22 protein-coding genes and 1 other RNA gene are annotated in these 20,979 nt (G+C 40.9%); 5 read left to right on the plus strand and 18 right to left on the minus strand.

Annotation, left to right across the window (positions count from 1 at the left end; genetic code table 11):
* Positions 1-25: 25 nt before the first annotated feature.
* The 6 genes from rnpB to NSQ11_RS10305 form a co-directional block, all read right to left on the minus strand.
* An RNA gene (gene rnpB / locus NSQ11_RS10280) (RNase P RNA component class B) lies at positions 26-407 on the minus strand.
* A 60-nt stretch (positions 408-467) separates the two neighbouring features.
* Complete coding sequence (gene gpsB / locus NSQ11_RS10285) at positions 468-773, minus strand: cell division regulator GpsB (protein WP_008344631.1); 306 nt, start codon at positions 771-773, stop codon at positions 468-470.
* A 75-nt stretch (positions 774-848) separates the two neighbouring features.
* Positions 849-1,391 carry a DUF1273 domain-containing protein gene (locus NSQ11_RS10290; RefSeq protein WP_202394241.1) on the minus strand — a complete coding sequence of 181 codons (543 nt, stop codon included), beginning with the start codon at positions 1,389-1,391 and terminating at the stop codon, positions 849-851.
* 49 nt (positions 1,392-1,440) lie between these two features.
* Positions 1,441-1,677: a spore coat protein CotD gene (gene cotD, locus NSQ11_RS10295; protein ID WP_072368252.1), complete on the minus strand. Its 237-nt coding sequence runs from the start codon at positions 1,675-1,677 to the stop codon at positions 1,441-1,443.
* 314 nt (positions 1,678-1,991) lie between these two features.
* Entirely contained in the window at positions 1,992-3,239 is a 1,248-nt protein-coding gene (locus NSQ11_RS10300; RefSeq protein WP_017359725.1) for a ribonuclease H-like domain-containing protein, read from the minus strand.
* A 23-nt stretch (positions 3,240-3,262) separates the two neighbouring features.
* Positions 3,263-5,509, minus strand: coding sequence for a DEAD/DEAH box helicase (locus NSQ11_RS10305; RefSeq protein ID WP_017359726.1), 2,247 nt, complete (start codon positions 5,507-5,509; stop codon positions 3,263-3,265).
* Positions 5,510-5,669: 160 nt separating this feature from the next.
* Here NSQ11_RS10305 and NSQ11_RS10310 point away from each other — a divergent pair, with 160 nt between their 5' ends.
* Entirely contained in the window at positions 5,670-6,788 is a 1,119-nt protein-coding gene (locus NSQ11_RS10310) for an NADH-dependent flavin oxidoreductase (protein ID WP_025207530.1), read from the plus strand.
* A 51-nt stretch (positions 6,789-6,839) separates the two neighbouring features.
* Here the strand turns inward: NSQ11_RS10310 and NSQ11_RS10315 are convergent, their stop codons facing one another.
* Positions 6,840-7,346, minus strand: coding sequence for a PTS glucose transporter subunit IIA (locus NSQ11_RS10315; protein ID WP_008344623.1), 507 nt, complete (start codon positions 7,344-7,346; stop codon positions 6,840-6,842).
* Positions 7,347-7,514: 168 nt separating this feature from the next.
* Between NSQ11_RS10315 and NSQ11_RS10320 the strand changes: the two genes are divergently transcribed.
* Positions 7,515-7,934, plus strand: a complete 420-nt coding sequence (locus NSQ11_RS10320) for an Hsp20/alpha crystallin family protein (protein ID WP_035391689.1) — start codon at positions 7,515-7,517, stop codon at positions 7,932-7,934.
* A gap of 21 nt (positions 7,935-7,955) precedes the next feature.
* On the opposite strand, the gene NSQ11_RS10325 is transcribed toward NSQ11_RS10320, so the two are convergent.
* The 3 genes from NSQ11_RS10325 to NSQ11_RS10335 form a co-directional block, all read right to left on the minus strand.
* Entirely contained in the window at positions 7,956-8,408 is a 453-nt protein-coding gene (locus NSQ11_RS10325) for a YppG family protein (protein WP_017359729.1), read from the minus strand.
* A 108-nt stretch (positions 8,409-8,516) separates the two neighbouring features.
* Positions 8,517-8,897 (minus strand): YppE family protein, encoded by a 381-nt coding sequence (locus tag NSQ11_RS10330; protein ID WP_231493314.1) that lies wholly within the window; start codon positions 8,895-8,897, stop codon positions 8,517-8,519.
* A 49-nt stretch (positions 8,898-8,946) separates the two neighbouring features.
* Positions 8,947-9,180: a DUF5446 family protein gene (locus NSQ11_RS10335; RefSeq protein ID WP_231131595.1), complete on the minus strand. Its 234-nt coding sequence runs from the start codon at positions 9,178-9,180 to the stop codon at positions 8,947-8,949.
* Between the two features lie 196 nt (positions 9,181-9,376).
* Between NSQ11_RS10335 and sspM the strand changes: the two genes are divergently transcribed.
* Positions 9,377-9,481 (plus strand): acid-soluble spore protein SspM, encoded by a 105-nt coding sequence (gene sspM / locus NSQ11_RS10340; protein ID WP_017359731.1) that lies wholly within the window; start codon positions 9,377-9,379, stop codon positions 9,479-9,481.
* A 23-nt stretch (positions 9,482-9,504) separates the two neighbouring features.
* Here the strand turns inward: sspM and NSQ11_RS10345 are convergent, their stop codons facing one another.
* The gene (locus NSQ11_RS10345) at positions 9,505-10,461 is read right to left on the minus strand and encodes a DUF2515 domain-containing protein (RefSeq protein WP_017359732.1); all 957 of its coding nucleotides are present in this window, start codon (positions 10,459-10,461) and stop codon (positions 9,505-9,507) included.
* Between the two features lie 46 nt (positions 10,462-10,507).
* On the opposite strand from NSQ11_RS10345, the gene recU reads away from it, so the two are divergent.
* Both recU and NSQ11_RS10355 read left to right on the plus strand, forming a co-directional pair.
* Positions 10,508-11,143, plus strand: a complete 636-nt coding sequence (recU, locus tag NSQ11_RS10350; RefSeq protein WP_017359733.1) for a Holliday junction resolvase RecU — start codon at positions 10,508-10,510, stop codon at positions 11,141-11,143.
* A 19-nt stretch (positions 11,144-11,162) separates the two neighbouring features.
* Positions 11,163-13,850, plus strand: a complete 2,688-nt coding sequence (locus NSQ11_RS10355; protein WP_019744017.1) for a PBP1A family penicillin-binding protein — start codon at positions 11,163-11,165, stop codon at positions 13,848-13,850.
* Between the two features lie 35 nt (positions 13,851-13,885).
* On the opposite strand, the gene NSQ11_RS10360 is transcribed toward NSQ11_RS10355, so the two are convergent.
* The 7 genes from NSQ11_RS10360 to dinG all read right to left on the minus strand — a co-directional run bounded on the left by NSQ11_RS10360 (position 13,886) and on the right by dinG (position 20,876).
* On the minus strand, positions 13,886-14,395 hold the full coding sequence (locus tag NSQ11_RS10360) for a YpoC family protein (RefSeq protein ID WP_019744018.1): 510 nt from the start codon (positions 14,393-14,395) through the stop codon (positions 13,886-13,888).
* Positions 14,392-15,054: an endonuclease III gene (gene nth / locus NSQ11_RS10365; RefSeq protein WP_008344602.1), complete on the minus strand. Its 663-nt coding sequence runs from the start codon at positions 15,052-15,054 to the stop codon at positions 14,392-14,394. Before nth ends, NSQ11_RS10360 begins: the two co-directional genes overlap by 4 nt.
* 17 nt (positions 15,055-15,071) lie before the next feature.
* Positions 15,072-15,776 carry a DnaD domain-containing protein gene (locus NSQ11_RS10370; protein ID WP_007500879.1) on the minus strand — a complete coding sequence of 235 codons (705 nt, stop codon included), beginning with the start codon at positions 15,774-15,776 and terminating at the stop codon, positions 15,072-15,074.
* Positions 15,777-15,873: 97 nt separating this feature from the next.
* Entirely contained in the window at positions 15,874-17,166 is a 1,293-nt protein-coding gene (gene asnS / locus NSQ11_RS10375) for an asparagine--tRNA ligase (protein ID WP_024718525.1), read from the minus strand.
* Positions 17,167-17,282: 116 nt separating this feature from the next.
* On the minus strand, positions 17,283-17,768 hold the full coding sequence (gene tseB, locus NSQ11_RS10380; RefSeq protein WP_035391675.1) for a cell wall elongation/penicillin-binding protein regulator TseB: 486 nt from the start codon (positions 17,766-17,768) through the stop codon (positions 17,283-17,285).
* A 12-nt stretch (positions 17,769-17,780) separates the two neighbouring features.
* Positions 17,781-17,951 carry a YpmA family protein gene (locus tag NSQ11_RS10385; protein ID WP_008344594.1) on the minus strand — a complete coding sequence of 57 codons (171 nt, stop codon included), beginning with the start codon at positions 17,949-17,951 and terminating at the stop codon, positions 17,781-17,783.
* Between the two features lie 132 nt (positions 17,952-18,083).
* Positions 18,084-20,876 (minus strand): ATP-dependent DNA helicase DinG, encoded by a 2,793-nt coding sequence (gene dinG, locus NSQ11_RS10390; RefSeq protein WP_046527068.1) that lies wholly within the window; start codon positions 20,874-20,876, stop codon positions 18,084-18,086.
* Between the last annotated feature and the right edge of the window lie 103 nt (positions 20,877-20,979).

The following is a 20,979-nucleotide window of genomic DNA, read 5'->3' on the forward strand; positions in this document are numbered from 1 at the left end:
CATGTTTATGATAACGGATATAACGTTCTGTAAGCCATGTTTTGTTCCATCGTACTACAAACGGCAAAAGCCTCGTACTCAGGTGGTAATCATCTATCTACAGAATTCTCTGTCCTTCTCTCCGTTTGGTTCCTTTGAGAAAGTTCCCCTACCAAGTTTGGGTTTCTCGCTCGAGGGGTTTACCGCGTTCCACTCTCACCATTTCTAGTGAGACTTCGTCACTGTGGCACTTTCAAGGATACTTTGCCATATCCTAAAAGGACGTAGGCATTTTTCCTGCCGTCAGCCTTTCCCAGGCTGCCCTGGCTTATTTTTTCGCCAGGCACGAACACTACGGGCATCTCAGCACCGTGCGAGCATGGACTTTCCTCTGCAATGTCAAAGCATTACAGCGATTACCCGAACGTTAATCAACATGCGTTATTATAAACGACAATGTCATCTGACACAAGCTTTTTTGGTATTACTCAATCATAAAGTTTGCTACCGAAAACGTGTTTCTCAAGATTAGATAGTCTTTTTAAAATATCAAAGTTTGTTGTATTGGACTGTGCAGGCTGTCTTTTCCCTTGCTCAACCGCTTCTTCAAGCTGTTTTGACAAGTGAAGGTTTTCTTGTTGGAGTTTTTCAATTTCTTGATGGAATGTCTCATAGTCTTTAATGACCATATCTAGAAATTTATCGACTTCTTCTTGTTTATACCCTCGGACACCTGTTTTAAATTCTTTTTCTAAAATTTCTTTCGCAGAAAGCTTTACTTTATCAGCAAGCATCTTTTTCACCTCATATCGTGAATTCATAGTATATTTTTTCAGAAATACGTGACGTTGTCAAATTTTCTCTTGCTTTTAGTCAAAAAACGGATCTTCCGCCTCAACCTGTGCTCTTAAATCATCCATTGTGATATACATTATTGGGTAGTCGGTATAGGTTTCAGCTTCTTTGATCATATATTTTGGCGAGCCTTCGTGCTCGGGATCATATAAGACGAGAAGGCCGTCCGTTTTTTCAATAAAAAAGCGGTTCTTTTGTTTAAATTGTGCCGGACTTTCATACGGTCTATGCGTGACACTTTCTACAAAATCAGCTTGTGCAAGAACGCCTTCATACAGCTCTTTATTTTGTTCATTCCAGCGCTCTTCCTGTTCATAAAATGGTGTAATGACAGCAAGTTTTAAATCTGGAAACTCCTCTTGAAGCTCAAAGACCACTTCAGCTGTCCATATTTCTGCCCCTAACTGACCTGAAATGAGCACCCATTCCAGCCCGTCTTCAATGAGTGCCGTCAGCCTTTTCCGAAGTTCCGCTTTTATGTATTGAAGTGCAGGCTCGTCTTGTTTGAAGATCCCAAGCTCAAATGGCTTGTACCCTGTGACAGCAATAATTTTCATTTTTTCACCTGCTTTTAAAAAAAGGGACTTATAAAAGTCCCATTTCACTTTATCTGTTACAGCAAGGTCCACCGCAGTTAAAGTGTTGATGTGTTGCCGGGTCCACCTGAGAAAACGTATGCGGGAAGTAGTGAACATGTTGGAAATTTTGGTGATGAACATTTGTTACATGCTGCGGGTGGATGTGCGGCACAATTGTAGTTGACTCACTATGCGTACAGCAGTGATTCGTTGGATGTACAATTGGCTGTGTAACATTTGGATTGCAATGATGATGATGGTACATGTAGCATTCCCCTCTCCTTGATTTTCTTACATTAACAATGTATGAATCAAGAGGTGTACATGTACTAATGCATTAACCTATTTTAAAAGTTTGCAAGAAAAACATCTTTATAGTTTGAAAACACAAACGCGACCAATATGACAACAAGAAAAAACAAGTAGAAAAGACCCTTATACATGCTCTACGCTCCTCATTCAATATCTAACGTTATTTTACAGGATTCGTGACTTTTCTACAATAAAAGTGCTAAACAATTTTTATTTTCGGCCGAGAGCCGAACGTTGTCATTTTTTGCGCTTTCCCAGGCAATAATTTCATTGCCCAGCTTTTCTTAAGAGCCGCTTTTCTCGCTTGTCAAGTTCCACAATGTCTCGTTCACTTAAAGACGATTGTGATAACAATGTTTGGGTAATGGAAAGGGCTGCTTTAGGATCTTTTTGACGGTGTTCTTCATACTTTGCTAGCTCTACACCCGCTTTTAATCTTACATGAACATCACTTGATTCAAATAGACGCCTCCATATGCATGCCGCTTCATCCCATTGTTTTAATCGCTTGTACTGTAATGATAGATCATAAGCTGCTTGATCCGCATGCTCAAACGCTGCTCCCGTTAATTCTTGCAGGTGCTTTGTTGCTTCCTGCACATCGCGGTGAGCAAGATGCCACTTAGCTAATGCATATTTCTCATCGTCTTCCTTCACCGCATCTTTGGATAAGATTTTTTTAGACAAATGAATGTAGAGACTGATTAACGATAAGACATCAAGTTCATTGTGAGTCAAAATTCCTTCAATCAGTTTCGGGTTTTGTTCCTTTAAAAAGTGAAAATAGATCATTGGTGCGAGGAACCCCGGTGTATCTCCCTCTCGATTGACGTGCAGTTCCTCTTTTTCTACAACCGAAAGAGCCATACGCTCATATTTATGTTTCCACAATCTCCTTGACCCATGCAGAAGGTCAAAATGACCAAATTCAGGTAGAGCAGGTATTTGATCGCGTAATAATGTATGCCTCGTTTTGACTTGAGGCCAGTCAAATGATTTTCCATTATATGTCACAAGCGATTCAACATCCACCTCACTAAGAAAGCTTTTATAAAGTGCCGCTTCATTTCCTGGATTCGTGAGCAGATGTTGTTTTACCACCACTTTATCTGAATAAACTCTCGCATGCCCAAGCAGAAAAATCATATTTCCCGTTCCGCCAGATAGTCCTGTTGTTTCTGTATCGAAGAAAAATAGCTCGTGAGGCTTGTAGCCTTTTGCAGAAAGAGAATGCTGAATCTCACTTTTGTTCCATGCACTCACCATCTCCGGCAGTTCTGCAAATGAATATCGCCCATGCTGATGGTCAAGTGGATAGGTCACTTCCCGAATGAGGCAGAAAGAGTCTTCAAAGTAGTAAGGAGCTGCACTTAATTCCCCCCACTCTTTTAGAAATGGAATGGTTTCAGCCGTCACAGTGTGCGTTTGTTCCTCTTTTACTGCCACACGCTTTTCATCTGACTGATTGTGTGACAGGTGTTTTTTCATTCTGTTTAATTTTCCTTTTAATGACATGAGTACGTCTATTCCCCCTTCCCTTAAAATCCTGCCATCAATTGAATGATACTGCTTTTTCCATCGATCTCTTTCATTTCCATGCCAATACAAGATGGACAGCCGTTCTCGCAGCTGCATCGCTCAATCAGCTGAGTGGCTGCACGAGCAATTTCATCAAAGCGAGCCTGGACCTCTTTACTTAAACCGATTCCACCTGGGTAATGATCATATAAAAATACGGTCGGTTTCCCCGTATGGGCTGCCTTTATTTGAGAAATGACATGAATGTCTGAACGGTCACACATGACAAACGCCGGAACAATATGCTGAAGAACATTGGCAATACCGAGCAAGAGCTGTTCAAGTGTTTTTTCTTCAAATGTCCGCTCTGCTTCATGTAATTCAAACCAAGCAGCACTCGTATGAATCTCTTCTTCAGGTAAGTGAATCGGGCCGGAGCCGATATTTTCACCGGTTGATAATCGAATTTTTTTGAAAATGGTCGGCATTGCATTGACGGTCACATCACCGTAGTGAACAGATACCGCTTCCTTCTCTGTTGTCTGATCAATTTCAAGCACCTTGAGCTGAACCGCTAAATTCGCATCTGTATAGTATTCTACATCGACTTGTTTCACATAAGCCTTAAGGTGTTCATAATCTAGCTTTTCCACTTGATACTGAACCCCTTCATGTAAATAAATCGCTTCATCATGAAGTAAGGTCATCGCACTGAATCGATCCATCTCCCCAATAATTCGAACGTTCGCTACATCGGATTGATCGACAATGACGACATTTTCCTGACTTGCAGATCTCAGACTGATCCCATGAGCCGGGAACGATTGATCTGACCAATAATAACGGTTCCCGCTGAAATGAAGAACCCCTTCTTCATGTAAGTATTGCAAGATTTCTTCTACTTCCATACCGCCAAACTGTTCATCTTCTCGAAACGGTAGCTCGTAGGACGCACATTTTAGATGATCGACTAGGATGATAAGGTTCTCAGGATTGATTCTTGCCGATTCAGGTGGTCTGTTAAAGAAGTATTCAGGGTGTCTGACAATATATTGGTCAAGTGGCGATGAGCTTGCGACCATGATAATGAGTGCTTCCTCATGACGCCTTCCAGCTCGTCCTGCCTGCTGCCACGTACTCGCTACACTGCCAGGATATCCGGTCATGATACAGACTTTTAGCTGTCCAATATCTACTCCTAATTCTAGTGCGTTTGTGCTGACAACACCGAGAATGTCTCCTTCCCTTAAGCCTTTTTCAATCATGCGCCGCTCTTTCGGCAAATAGCCCCCGCGATAACCACGGATCGATTTAGGACCAATTTCTTTTTTCACTAGTTCTTGAATATGACTTAGAATGACTTCAACTCTTACCCTACTTCTAGCAAAAACAATCGTTTGAATTTTTTCTTTTAAAAATGTTTTAGCGAGCTGATTCACAACAGTGGCCGCACTTTGTCTAATATTTAATGGCTTATTGACGACTGGCGGGTTGTAAAAGACAAAATTCTTTTTACCGCTAGGCGCTCCGTTGCGTTCAATGAGATGCACCTTGCTTCCGGTCAGCTGCTCTGCAAGCTCTTTCGGATTCGCAATGGTCGCTGAAGTACAAATAAAGGTCGGGTCACTTCCATAAAATGCACAAATTCGCTTTAGTCTGCGAATGACATTGGCAACATGACTGCCAAACACGCCTCGATATGTATGAAGCTCATCAATGACAATATACTTTAAGTTCTCAAATAAACTGACCCATTTCGTATGATGAGGTAAAATCGCTGAATGCAGCATATCTGGATTTGTGATGACAATATGTCCTGCCTGTCTGACGCGCTGGCGAATCGCTGGGGAGGTGTCCCCGTCATAGGTTTCACTGTGAATTGGAACATCCATCTCATGAATGATTTCGTTTAATTCACTTTTTTGATCTTGCGCAAGTGCTTTTGTTGGAAATAAATAGAGGGAGCGGCTTGTCTGATCTTCTGAGATCGACTGAAGAACTGGCAGATTGTAACAAAGTGTTTTACCTGAAGCTGTAGGTGTCACAGTCACCACATTCTCACCATCCATCACACGTTCAAAGGATTCCTTTTGATGAATGTATAGTTCACTCACACCTCTTTTTTCAAGCGCCACTTTGAGCCTGTCATTTACTCTTTCAGGAATTGGAGAAGTCCGTGCAGGCTTCGCTTCAATTTCATGCCAATGCTCGACCTGTTCGTCTTTTTTTAAATCTTCTATGAGTTCGTTCATTGTTTTCTTCTTCATCTGGTATCCACCTCTCATTCTAGTGTACCGAATATTTGTTTGCATGACTAGGCGGCAATTTTTTGATGCACCGCTTGTGAGCAAATATTTTGATGTGTTGTAACAATATCTATTACACTTCTATAGTGAAATGATTTTATCAAGGAAGAAGATGATCAGATTGAAAAACGAATTTAAGCCTTTATTTGAACCTTTTACATTCCCAGGGGGTGCCTCTATTGATGGCCGTTTAGTCGTTGCACCAATGACACACTTCGGTTCTCATGAGGATGGCACGATCTCAAAGGAAGAAATTGATTTTATTACCGCTAGATCAAGCGAAATGGGCATGGTCATCACCGCATGTGCAAACGTGACGCCAGATGGTAAGGCGTTTGAAGGACAGCCTTCTATTGCAAGAGATGAAGATATACCTGGCCTACAAAAGCTTGCTTCTGCGATTCAAGCGAAAGGAACAAAAGCCATTATGCAAATTCATCATGGCGGCTCTCAGGCTCTCCCTCATTTAGTCCCAAACGGTGATGTCGTTGCGCCAAGTGATGTATTTAAAGATGGAAAACAAATTGCGAGAGCTTTGACAGAAGAAGAAATTCCTCACATCATCGACTCATTTAAAGAAGCAGCAAGACGCGCAATTCAAGCAGGATTTGATGGGATCGAAATCCATGGAGCGAACGGATATTTATTACAGCAATTCTACTCCCCACATAGTAATCAGCGTACAGATCAATGGGGCGGAAGCGAAGAAAAGCGTCTCGCATTTCCAATTGCAGTAGTAGATGCAGTGAAAGAAGCAATCAAAGAGCATGTAACAAAACCATTTATCTTTGGATACCGATTATCACCTGAAGAACCAGAAACACCTGGTTTAACCATGACAGAAACATTTACTTTAGTGGACGTACTTAAGACAAAAAACCTTGATTACTTGCATATTTCTTTAATGGAGATTGACGCTAAAGCAAGACGTGGTGCTGATACAAGTAAGACGCGGATGGAGTTATTAAAAGAGCGCTGTGGTGACACGCTTCCACTCATCGGCGTCGGCAGCGTCATTACAGCTGAGGATGCACTGAATGCATACAATCAAGGGATTCCACTCATTGCTGTTGCAAGAGAAGTCATTGTTGATCCCGATTGGGCAGTAAAGATTAAAGAAGGCAGAGAAAACGAGATTGAAACCGTCATTAAACGCAGTCAAAAAGATAAGTACTTGATTCCAGAAGGTTTATGGACTGTCATGGAAGCAAGTAAAGGCTGGGTTCCAATGGAGGATTAATGTCCTCAATCAAAAAACTACCCTATCAACTCAGGGTAGTTTTTTTTTGGATTATTTCATTTTTACTGTAAAAAGCTTGGACGTCTGCTTTTCTACAGAGCCCTTAGGTTCTTTGTCAAGATGTTCTACTAAATCACCATTCATGATGACAATTGGTGTCACTGTGCTTGCCGCTTTTTCTTCAATCAGCGCTAAATCACACGTAATGAGAGGATCACCTGCTTTCACTTTATCCCCTTCTTTTATGTGTGCTTCAAAGCCTTCACCATTTAATCCAACCGTTTCAAGTCCGATATGAATCAGAAGCTCAAGCCCTGAGAGTGTTCGAATCCCAATTGCATGTTTTGTATGGAAGAGTTGAATAATTTCACCATCTACTGGCGACACAATGGTGCCGTTTTTTGGTTTTACAGCTACGCCGTCTCCCATCATCTTTTGAGAAAAAACGGGATCTGGTACATCGGTCATATCCATTAACTCTCCATCGACTGGAGAATAAATGACTTCTTCCTTTACATCATCTTGGTTTTTTCCGAAACCGAATAATTTTTTCAGCAATGTTCATTTGCTCCCTTCAAGCTTTGCTTCTAGATCTATTCAGCGTATAAACCTTCACGCCCATACACCTTGCTTCATTCAACACTATTTAATCATAATTTTTTCCTCTCATCAATTGATAACCGCCTGAGCCCCTTTTGCATAGGCTGTAGATGAGAGGTGATTCAAATGAAACATGAAAGTGAAAAGAAACACGAGTTGCTATCAAATGAAGACATTCTATATGAAGCGATTGAACAGTTTTTTGCATCATCGCCGTTTCACGACATTTTAAATAGTGCAGAGGCGCTGATGACCACGAGCCATTCACTTGCATCCATTACAACCGATGTGACAGAAGATGATCAATATGTATATATTGAGATTCGATTTCCAGACCATTTTGTCGAAGGTGATATCGCACTAGAAGTGAAAGCGCAATATTTACACTTATCGGTACAGGAAAAAATCAAAACAGACACGACTTCCTCCTATTCGAGCTTTACCAAAACCATTTTAATGCCTGCAAAAATAGATGAAACCAAGATGAAGAGCGTTTGGAAAGATCAATCACTTCGTGTGACTGCGCCAAAACAAACAACCCAATAGATGTATATCTATTGGGTTTTGCTATGCTTTAAAAATGCTTGTAAATCCTTTCGCCAATGAGCCCACTTGATTCATTGTACTCATCATTTGTCCAGCAGTATCAAACATTTTATTAAAATCGTATTGCCCATTCGTTTTTTTAAATTGTGACAGCACACTTTTAAATTGAGATGATTGCTGTTTTTGCGGCCTTGGCAAAGGATAAGGATTCATAGGCTGCTGCATAGGCATCATGCCCGGCGGCTGCATTTGCGGCTGATTCATTGCTTCAGGCTGCGGCTGATAAGGCTGGAAGTTTTCCTGATATCCAAAAGGCGGCTGATAGCCTGCAGACGGCGGCTGGTTCATTTCACCTTGATATGGGGGCATGAAATATTCTGGAGGCTGCGGAGGCTGCTGCATATCTGGATACGGAAAAGGCCGTTGCTGAAATTGATTCATTTCATAAGATGGCTGGTTTGAATAAGGGAACATGTATCTCGCTCCTCTCGCTCTGAAAACATATTGAAGTCAATGATATATTATGTTCAGGAAGCAGAAGATGTGCCTACAGCAGCCATAAGAAAAACGCAGACTGTTTCATCAGCTGCGTTTGTTGATTTCTTCTATTAAAAGGTTCAGTGTATAAATCACTGACTCAACTAAATTTTTCACACGAGGTGCATGCTGTTTGCCAAAATAAGATTGCAGCACAACCTCTTTTCCATTTTCTTGGACGGCTTCAAGCTGTTCTTGATGTAAGTATCTAGGTTTGGCCTGATGAATAAATGAGGTAGCAGCAGTAAGCCACTTTTCCATTTGCTGATCAAATTTGACAACGGCCGGCTGAATATCGTTGTAAAAATCATAAACTGGGTATTCCTCTTCTGCCTTTCCCTTTAGGTACTGCTCGTATGCTTCTTCGATCCACGTGATCAACTCTTGTGTATGTTTCAGTAATGTTTGATTATCCAAAGTGTTCACCTCTATGAACCATCCTATCAAACGTTTACTTATTGCTCAAATAGAAAAGCTATCCGGCGTGATATGCGGGTCTTGCCGCCAGCTTATACTCTGCTGCATGAATTTTCAATTCACATTCCTTCACTTCAGATTCAAGACGGTCAATGATTTGTTCTTGCTCCTCTACGGCAGCGTTTTTTGTTTTTTTGACAGCTAAAGACAGTTCTTCTTCCACCGCATCAATCTTTCGCTCAATTTCCTCTAACAACTGCATAATGGATTCTTTTGATACAAATTCGCTCATCATCAGATTCCTCCTTTATCATCTCTCGTTACATTCTCTTTTCTTTTGCTCCCTCCTTCATACATGACAAAACTAGAACTAAATCGCCAATCTAAGTGAACATAAGCGCAATTTCTTCCATTTCGACACGTGCTTGTCCTTCTTTGTATGATCGCGTCCGATTGTGTAAATTCTAAGGACAAAGGAGGTAGATGTCATGAAAAAGCAGCAAGCACCAAAAGAGCAAAAAACAAAAGGGAAAGAAAACAGTACAGATCAGCTTGATAAAAAGCTCGGCGGCCCTAACCGTCCATCCACGTAAAAAAAGCAGGTACCCCCTGCTTTTTATTTATGCAAAAAATAGTGTTCTAATGAGAAAAGAAAACGAAGCTGCCTTTTTTTATGAAAATACCAGTCGGTCAGCTCAATTTGTTTTGGTAAACGCTCTGCTTCAAACAAGGATGGACTCAATTTCTTTTGAAACCAATCTTCCCTTTGATCGTCTAATGAATGTGTCATGACTGGATACACCGTTCTGAGGAAAGGGCTTGACCTTCGCGCAATCCCTAAAAACGGTTCAAAATCAAATCGAGATCCCGTATGTGGCACGGTATGCAAAAAATGATAAAAATCCGAAAACAAATCGGCTCGAAACAATAGTTTTGCTAGTTTTTTCCCTAACGTAATGCGCTCTTTTACTTGGGAAAACTTTCGTATGGTTAACCCGTACAAATGCCCGTCTACTGTCGGAAAAACGACGGTTTGAAAATGTGCCCACTCGCTGAAAAGATATTGAATCGAGTGAAAAACATTCTTTTTCAGTAGAGGATTTTGTATAATAGGAGATTGTATAGTATATTGTTCATTTATGATGAGTGCATGCAGCAGTCGCTCTGTGTCACGCTTTTGCCAAAATCGTTCCCACTCAGCGCTCATAAAACGAGACACACCGAAATGGGGCAGCAGATGAAATAAAGGTTTGCGGCACCTTTTTGACCATTCATACAAGAGAAGCTGCGGGTAAGCATCTGAAAAGATCAGCCAATTCGCTCTTTCATATGCTGTAAAGAACAGATGCCCTTGCTGATCCGTTAAACCCGGATGGAAGAGCTCGCCTTTTAAATCTGTCATCGACCATCCAGCATTTCTGGAGACAAAAGAAGCAAGCAGAGACCATTTCATCTCTGGATGACGGTCATAAAAGCGCTTGTACGCATTTGTCCTTGTCAGGTTGTCCTTATTTTTCGCTTTCGTTTCATGTAAAATATGCTGGGTAATCATGTGCTCTTGTTGTGACAACATGGTGATCTCTCCAATACAAAATGCATTAAAAGGAGGCTGAAACTTGATGATTCGGTATCCTAACGGAAAATCGTATCAGCCCATTCAACAAATTGGGACAAAAAAAAGAATCAGCGGCGAATCATCTTATAGTAACCGCGGGATGACGCTTGAAGCTGACTTAAATGAAACGAACCAGTACTATTTGGTCAACGGGATTGCAGTCATTCATAAAAAGCCTACCCCTGTTCAAATTGTCAATGTGGATTATCCAAAAAGAAGCGCTGCTGTCATTAAAGAAGCCTATTTTAAACAATCCTCCACAACAGACTACAACGGGGTATACAAAGGGCGTTATATCGATTTTGAAGCAAAGGAAACCAAAAGCACCACCTCGTTTCCACTCAAAAATTTCCACGACCATCAAATTGAGCATATGAAACAGGTTGAAAAGCAAGGCGGTATTTGTTTTGTTATTATATCCGCATTTGGTTCCGTTTATTATTTGTCCGCTACTGACCTCTTCTTCTTTTGGGAGCGGCAGCAGCAAAACGGCCGTAAATCCATTAGCAAAGATGAATTAATGGAAGCAGGTCACCTCATGACACTTGGATATTCGCCAAGAATTGATTATATTAAAGTAGTGGAGACACTTCATTTTTCGGATGACAGCAAGCAACATTTACGTTCGAAAAAGGTTTAACACGAAAGGTTGAGATGTGATGTCTGATCAATTTACAAGTCGTGAACAGCGACGTAAAGCAAGTCAAGAAAACAATAAGAAGCAAAAGAACAAAAAAGGCAAAAAGAAAGCAGGTCTATTTAAAAAAATATTTTTATCTTTACTCGTGATCGGTCTTCTTTGTTTAGTAGCCGGAATCACAACTTTTGCCGTTTTTGCATCAAGCGCTCCTTCTATTGATGATAGCAAGCTAAAAACGCCGTATTCTTCAAAACTTTATGATAAAGACAAAAAAGTCTTTGCAGAAGTCGGGGCGGAGAAAAGAACGTATGTCTCAATTAAAGATATACCCGACGTGGTAAAAGACGCGTTTATTGCAACTGAAGATGCACGTTTTTATAAACACCACGGGATTGATCCTATCCGTATTGGCGGTGCTCTTGTCGCAAACGTCGAGGACGGTTTTGGAGCAGAAGGTGGAAGTACGATTACCCAGCAGGTAGTGAAGAACTCCCTGCTTAACAATCAAAAGACGTTAAAACGTAAAGTACAGGAAGTATGGCTCTCGATTCAGCTTGAGCAAAAATACTCTAAAGATGAAATTTTAGAAATGTATTTAAACCGTATTTTCTTCTCTCCTTATGCTTATGGTGTTGGGAAAGCGGCTGAACAATTTTTCGGAGTGACAGATTTAAATAAACTAACTGTTGCACAGGCTGCCACACTTGCAGGTATGCCGCAAAGTCCATCTGCCTATAACCCAGTGAAACATCCAGAGGCAGCGGAAAAACGTCGTAATATCGTTTTAGGCCTAATGAAAAAACAAGGCTATATTTCAGAAAAAGAGTATGAGGAAGCAAAAGCAACACCTGTCAGCAAAACGGTTGTTTCAGCTGATAAATATAAGAGTCAAAACTCAAGTAAGTACTCTGCTTATATTGAAGAAGTCATGGAAGAAGTACAGAAAAAAGCCAAAGTAGATGTATCAACAGATGGATTAAAAATCTATACTTCTCTTGATCGAAAAGCACAGGATCATCTGGATGACATCATCAATGGGGATTCAGCCGGATTTACGAAAGGTATGCAAGCTGGAGTCACCCTGCTAGATACAAAAAATGGTGAAATTCGTGCCATTGGCGGTGGTCGTGATGTACCAGCCGGCGGCTTTAACTATGCCACTGATGCAAAACGCCAGCCGGGATCTACAATCAAACCAATTTTAGATTACGGCCCTGTAATTGAAAACAAAAAATGGTCAACATATCAGCAAATTGATGATGCGCCTTATACGTACTCTAACGGTACACCAATTAACAACTTTGACAGAAGACACTTAGGGAAAATGTCGATGAGAAGTGCTTTGGCACAATCACGAAACATCCCTGCTTTAAAAGCTTTCCAAGAAGCTGGTACAGATAATGCTGTTCAATTCGCCAATAACTTAGGTCTGGACTTACCTTCTGACATTCCTGAGTCTTACTCAATCGGCGGATTTGACGAAGGTGTCTCTTCTCTTAAAATGGCTGGTGCATTTAGTGCATTCGGTAACAACGGATACTATAATGAACCGCATGCTGTAACGTCTGTTGAATTTAATGACGGGACGAAGCTTGACTTAACGCCAGACTCTAAAGCAGCCATGAGTGATTACACTGCATTTATGATCACAGATATGCTGAAAACTGCTGTACAATCTGGAACAGGTACACTCGCACAAGTACCGAATGTTCAAGTAGCTGGTAAAACAGGTACAACCAACTTTACACAAGATGATATTAATAAATACAACATCCCTTCTGGCGGTGCGAAAGATTCATGGTTTGTCGGTTACACGCCGCAATACACAGCAGCTGTGTGGACTGGAATCGGCAACTCAAAAGATGCAGACGGCAAAATGTGGCTTACGGATTATGAACAACGTGTTGCCAAAGTTGTTTTCCAGAAATTAATTTCTCAAATTGATGATGGAAGCGGCTCATTTGAAAAGCCAGACAGTGTCGTTGAAGCAACGGTTGAAAAAGGATCAGATCCAGCGAAGTTAGCTGGACCAAACACACCAAGTGATAAGAAGACAACGGAATACTTCGTCAAAGGAACTGTCCCAACAAAAGTTTCTGACACATATGAAAAGAAAGAAGCTGACAAACCATCTGACTTAAAAGCGGTGTATGATGAAGAGAAAAAATCGATTACACTTACTTGGGGTTATGATGACGATGCAGATGCAACATTTAATGTGAAGCAAGCGGTCGATGATGGCGGCTATAAAGACATTCAAAACAGCTCTTCTAAAGAAGCCGTCATCTCTGATGTGAAGCCAGGATCCACCTATAAATTCCAAGTGACAGCGACTGTAGACGATGTCACAAGTAAAGCTGCTTCTACCTTCCTCACCATTAAAGATGACGAAGAAGAGGAAGAAAAAGCAGATGATGAGAACAAAGAAGAAGAGCCACAGCAACCTGATGATGAACAGACAGATCAAACAGATGATAATCAAAACCAAGGCACTGATGAGCAGAAGCCTGATGATAAAAAAGATCAAGATCAAGGCGGAAATACCGAAAATGGCAATGGTGGTTCAAGTGATGGCTCAGACAGTACAAATGGAAACAGCAACTCACAGAGCGATGCCAATAAAGATAAAAAGAAAGACGACGAGAAAGCCAATTCTCAAAGCTCAAATACTCAGTCAAATTCTACTTCTCGCAAAGAAGACGAATAACAAAAAAGCACTTGCCCTATGTGGCAAGTGCTTTTTTAACGATTTTGTTTTAACTTTCTGAGTGCTTCGTATTTTCCATACTGCTTTTTGAGCTCTGTGTATAACTCGTCCAATTGAATAAAGCAATGATATTGAGTAGGTTTAAGTAAAATAAACTCTAATCGTTCTGTCCAGTTAATGGGGGCTACTGGAAACGTCTGTTGTTTGATTTCCTCCCAATCAACGGTTTGAAGCTTCTCTCCTTTGATCCAGTAAAACATTGCAATCATACTGACAATGCCTTGCAGCATATCATCCTCTTCACACCGAGATTTTCTCGTTTGAAAGCGAGGAAGCATGTTGTCTTTTAATTCATTCCACAGATCAAACATCAAAGGAACAAATTCTTCCGTTTTCTGCCACGGTTGCTCATCTAGTAAAGGTTCTGAAGATAGATCAAATGCGAGTGGATTGATTCTTAATATATCCTTTTTTTCGCCGCTTATCTCTACCTTTTTCTCTTTTAGCTTTTCGACATATGAGGTGAAAACAGCTGCTCCGCTCATGCCAGCTTCACCAGCCCTTTTTTCAGCCTCTTCTGCCCTTCTCTGCACATATCAAGAAGTGGACAAGATTCACACTGTGGCCGCTGCGCCTTACAGTGATATCTGCCGAAAAAGATGAGACGATGATGGGTCACGGACCAATCCTCTTTTGGCACCTTCTTCATTAAGGTTTGCTCTACCTCAAGAACAGAATCCTTCCAGCGGCAAATCCCAAGTCGTTTGCTTACGCGCTCGACATGTGTATCTACTGCAATGGCGGGAATTCCAAAAGCGACAGACACAACGACATTTGCTGTTTTCCGTCCAACCCCTGGGAGCTTGATTAGCTCATCTCGATCTCTTGGCACTTCACCGCCATAATCTTCAATCAGCATTTGGCTTAATTTTTGAATGTTTTTTGCCTTATTACGATAAAGACCGATCGAACGAATATCCTGCTGCAACTCTTCAAGCGGCACACTTAAATAGTCTTCTGGTGTTTTATATTTTTGAAATAGATGTTTGGTCACTTTGTTCACTAGAACATCTGTACATTGCGCTGAGAGTGCGACAGCAATCACTAGTTCAAATGGATTGGAATGAACAAGCTCACACTCAGCCTCTGGAAACATATCTCCTATAATATCTAAACATTCATTGATTTGTTTTTTTGATAACATGCCTTCTCCTTTATTGGTTATTGTTCCAGCCAATTATAAAAAGGAACTTGTCTTTTATATGAAGATGTTTCTTCTTTTGAAGGTGGGGCTTTTTGCTGCGAACGGAAATGCTGGCTATGCTCTTTCGCTTCTTCCGCTGTTTTCAGCCCTTTCTTTTTCCACTCAAACAATATTCGATCGATATAGCGAAAATTTAATTTTCCTGATAAAACGGCTTCTCTTAGAGCAAGACGAATCATCTCAGCATCATGATGGTCTTGGTCCATCCAGATCGAGAGTGTTTCCCCTTCAAGAGGAGAAAGTGGTCTGCCAAACTCATCTTCAAATAGCGCATATAAAGATTTTTCAGCCTGCACATGATTCTTTTGCAGGTCTTTCGCCTGTTTTGCTTCTAAAAAGTCATACAGCACACCCCATAAGGGTTCTACCGAGTACCGGTCATGCTGAATACCAGACCTGTCTTCAAACGGCTGGATCGAAATAAACCCTTTTTGAATCAAATACTGCACCATATAAGCACATTCTTCGGCCGAAATGGTCATACCATGTGAAAGCTCTTCAAATGTCTGAAAAAAGACGCCTTGTTCTTCATTCATTTTAATCTTTAACATGACCATCATTTGTGATTCATTCAGTCCTAATTGCTCATAATGGGCAATCAGCAAATTAGGCAAACTGGTCGAACCCATTTTCTGCATATCTATAAATTGCTGCCTTTTCATCGGATACACCTCTTCACTTTCAGTATATCACGTTTTCTCATACGTGCTGTCCTTAAGACGTTTGAAAAAGCCTCCATATGTTGGAGGCTTTCACGTCTTAAGGATATAAACGGTTTAATAATCTTGGGAATGGAATTGTTTCACGCACATGCGGCGCTCCGCTAATCCAAGCAACTGTTCGTTCAAGTCCAAGACCAAAACCTGAATGTGGTACAGAACCATACTGTCTTAATTCTGTGTACCATTTGTACGTTTCTTGATCTAACCCATGTTCTTTTAGTCTTGCTTCAAGCAGATCTAAATCATGAACACGTTCAGAACCACCGATAATCTCTCCATAGCCTTCTGGCGCAATTAAATCTGCACAAAGGACGACATCATCACGGTCTGGTGCAGGCTGCATATAAAATGGTTTTAATGAGGTTGGGTAATGAGTGATAAAGACTGGTTTATCATAGCTTTCGGCGATCGCTGTTTCATGCGGCGCACCGAAGTCATCTCCCCATTCAATGTCATCAAATCCTTTATCCTGCAAGAATTTAATCGCTTCATCATATGTGATGCGCGGGAATGGTGCTTTGATGTTTTCTAATTTTGCTGTATCACGGCCAAGTGTGTGCAGTTCTACTTTACAATTTTCAAGTACACTTTGAACAACGTGAGACACATAATTTTCTTGGTACTCAAGGTTTTCATTAAATTCAACAAATGCCATCTCAGGCTCGATCATCCAGAACTCGATTAAATGACGTTTTGTTTTCGATTTTTCTGCTCTAAATGTTGGACCGAATGAGAATACTTTTCCGAGTGCCATCGCAGCAGCTTCCATGTAAAGCTGTCCACTTTGAGAAAGGTACGCATCTTCATCAAAATATTTAGTAGCAAACAGCTCTGTTGTTCCTTCAGGAGCACTTCCTGTTAAGATTGGCGGATCCACTTTCACGAAGCCTTCTTGATGGAAAAACTCATATGTAGCACGAATAATTTCATTACGGATTTTCATAATGGCATGCTGTTTTTTAGAACGCAGCCATAAATGACGGTGATCCATTAAGAATTCTGTTCCATGTTCTTTTGGTGTAATTGGGTAATCTGTTGCTTCGTGAATCACTTCAATGGATTTCACTTGTAATTCAAAACCAAGTGGTGAACGTTCGTCTTTTGTTACTTGTCCTGTGACATAGACCGATGTCTCTTGTGTCACTGATTTCGCAAGCTTAAAGACTTCCTCTTCCACCTCTGCTTTTACAACGACTCCTTGAATAAAGCCTGTCCCGTCGCGAAGCTGCAAGAATGCAATTTTCCCGCTTGAACGTTTATTGGCAATCCATGCGCCGATTGTTACTTCTTCATCGACGTGTTTGAACACTTGATTAATAGTTGTTTTCAACATATTTCCCTCCAAAGCCAGAAAGAAACTCACCTTGTTAAATAGGTGTGATTCTTTTTTCATACATTTTATTATAACCGTTCTAAATCAGCATGGTCAACGCAAGACAGAAGAAACTACGGTGTTAAATTTTTTTCCACTCGTCCTGTCGTAAAATCAACATAGCTGAAACTATATTGGTTGTTCTCATTTAAGTACGTTACTTCCCAAAGGAGGACGTCACCTTCTCGTGCTAATTGAACATTTTTTAGCTTAGAAATGGTGTTCTCCTTTTGAACGGCTTGTACTGCTTGGTTTGAAGTAATGCCTTCTTTTGCTTTTTTAGCAATGACTTTTTCTTTTTTGCTGGCAGGTACCCACACATAGATCGCTTCGTTTTGTTTGTTTTTACCTTCCACAATAAATTGCTTTTCTTTCCCAACAAAGGTATCCACTTGCTCTACTTGTTCTATTGATGCTTGCTTTTTTGCTCGTTCAATCGCTGCCTCATGACCTTCTTCTTTTTGTCCCATGGCAATTTGATAAATCCACGAAAAGCTAATGATGCCAATGAGTAAAACGAGCGCAGCAACGGATGAAATAATCCAAACTATTTTTTTCATGTCAAGCTTCCCCTATGTGCGATATATGGTAAATATCGCTTGATTTTGATCTTCTTGATCTAATGCTAATCCAAACATAAGATCTTCCCTTTTAAGCGTTCTGTTCAGCAAATCGACGATTTTGTATAGGTCTTCTGAATGCTTAATTTGAACAGTTGAAAGTACCTCTATTTTACTTTCCACTTCTAATTCCTCCTCGGTACGTAAATATTGTTAGTCATACTTTTCAATGTGAGAACCGATACTATTTTTACAACGGAACATAAAAAGCCGTTACGATAAATTAACTCCAAACCCACACCAGTGAAAGGCCGCTTATGACAGCGGCTTTTCGTTGTTAAGCTTTTCTATATACGCCTCAAGCGACTCTTTGGACATCTCGTGAACTGGCGCATGATGAAGTGATTCTAAAAATAGTTTTCCATACGAAGCGGTTTTCACTCGGCGGTCTAAAATCAGCAATGTTCCGATGTCTTTTTCCGAGCGCAGCAAGCGGCCTGCTCCTTGCTTAAAAGTTAACACAGCTTCCGGGAGAGCGACGGCTTTAAAGGGATTCTTCCCCTGTTTTTTTGCAGCTTCACATTTTGCTTCAATGAGCGGTGAATCGGGTGGTCGGAAAGGAAGCCTTGCCATAATGACGGTCGTTAGCTCTGAGCCAGGAAAATCCACACCTTCCCAGAAACTCCCTGTTCCTAGCAAGATGGCCTGCTTAGCCAATTTGAACATTTTTGTCAATTTTACAGGGCTCCCGCCTGTCAAACCTTGAGCAAACAATGCCGATTGCATACCTTCTGATTTCAGCTCTTCATACACTGCTTTTAACATCTCATGTGAATTAAATAACACCAATATTTTCGCTTGATCCTGCTTTTCCATGATCTTAATATATGTTGCAGCTTGCTTCACATATTCGCGTTCATCACGGTTTGTGATCGGCGGCATGTCAGCAGGTACAACGACCTTAAGCTGTTTTTCAAGTTCAAAAGGTGAATCAATTTGGACAAGGTGTGGGTAAAAATCTTGCAGGCCAAAACGTTCCAAGCAATAATCAAAGCGTTGATTGATGGTAAGCGTCCCTGATGTGAGGACAACGCTTTTTTTGTTCATGAAGAACCGATCAGCTAGCAACTCCCCTGTATCTAGCGGCTGCGCGTGCATAAAGACAGCATTCTTGGCACCCTTTGCATCAATCTCAATCCAAACGGTTTCATCATTGTTTGGTTCAAAGATAAACCGGTACAGCGTACTGCAGAATGTCTGCATAAATGACATCACTTGATCGTATTCTTCTGCTTCAAATGCAAACTGCTCTATGAACTGATCACTTTTGTGAAGCAACTCATTTTTTTGCTGCTCATACAGTTTCTCACAAGCAATCAATAACGAACAAAGCTTACTCGCTGATTCTTTAATTCGGACCCACTGAGCATGTTTTGAATGATGACGGACTCTATGAATGAGACGATTGATGTCCGCTTTTGGTTTTGTCCTTTTGACAAAAGAATGAACGGTACTAAAAAATGCGTCACTTTCCACCTGAAGCTGCTGAAGATACTCGTCCATTTCAATAAAGGTGTCAGTTGATAAACCTGCCCCATGAAATCTCTTTTTCAATTTCTTAAGCAGCCCGCCATGCAAAGAGCCAAGCTGGGTTAATTTCGCATGAAGCTGGATATAAGACGCACTGTCACCTAGCGTTTCATTGGCTGTTTTTTCAAATTGGTGGGCCTCATCAATCACATAGACATCTGCATGCTGAAAGATAGAAGCTCCTTCTGTTTGAGATAAAAGCAGACGGTGATTCGTCAAAATTAAATCAGCTGTTTGAGCCTTTCGTTTAGCCCGTTCATAAAAACAATGTTCTTTAAAACGGCGTTTTTTCGATGTAAATGGCATGTGCACACAAGAGATACGGTCTTTTATATTTGCAGCTCCTGACGGTAAATTCAGTTCAGACAAATCACCTGTTTCAGTGACAAGAAGCCACATTAAAATTTGCGCTTTTGTTAAGACAACATCATAGTTATCATCTTCCTCATGCAGGACATGCTCAAACTTATCTAAACAAATATAATGTGCACGCCCTTTAAACACACAGGCGGCTGGCTCAAATGGGAGCAATTGCTTGAGTAGCGGAACATCGCGCTGAAGCATTTGCTGCTGCAGTAAAATAGAATATGTACTGATAATGACAGGTTTTCCTGATTTCTTTGCTTCTAAAGCAGCTGGTATAAGATAAGCGAGTGTTTTCCCGATTCCTGGCGCCGCTTCAATTAACGCATAAGCTCTTTCATTGAACGCATCTCTTACTTTGTTCATCATCGTGAGCTGGCCTTCTCTTACTTCATAGCCTTCTAATGTTTGAGGAAGCTTCTCTTTTATCTCTTCAAACAGTTGCTCGTCGTCACCGCCTACTGCATATGTCGATTCAGTGATAGGATTGGTCACATCTTTCACAGCAAAAGATCCTACTTCTACAAGCGAATCATCCTGACTCGTGTGATTGGTTTCAAGCTGCTTAATTAAAAGTCCTATATCACTTAGAAGATAAGAGGATAATCTGCGCAGCTGTTTTAACACATTTGGCGGTGTATTCCTTAATTGATGTAATAAGGTTAAAAATAACATAGCAGTAACTTCCGCATCACTATCCGCCCTGTGCGGGTGGTCATGTGGAAGCATGAGCTCTTCGCTTAATTCAGTTAACTTATAACCTTCAAGCTCAGGATAAAGAATTCTAGAAATTTCAACCGTATCAATCGCTAGCACATCCAGCTCATTTTTCCCGCATGCTTTTAGTTCATCGTTTAAAAAGTTCAAATCAAAATGAACATTGTGCGCAACAAAATAAGCGCCCTGTATGAGATCATACACCTCTTGGGCAATGTCCTCAAAAAACACCGCGTCATCAACCATGTGCTGTTTAATTCCTGTCAGCTGTTCAATAAATCCAGGAATCGTTTTCCCTGGGTTCACATATTTTGAATACCGTTCGACAATTTGTCCATTTTCAATGACCACCGCAGCAATTTGAATGATTTTATCACCTTTTTTTGGTGAATTCCCGGTGGTTTCAATATCAACGACAACAAACCTTTGATCGGTCATAAAATGGACACCTCAATTCCTCGTTCCACTCATAGTGAAACACACTCTGGGCAATATAGCTGAAACAGAACAGCTTCCTTATGATGAAACTGTTCTGTTTCCA

This window comes from Bacillus sp. FSL W7-1582 (assembly GCF_038593325.1).
GTDB lineage: Bacteria > Bacillota > Bacilli > Bacillales > Bacillaceae > Bacillus > Bacillus altitudinis.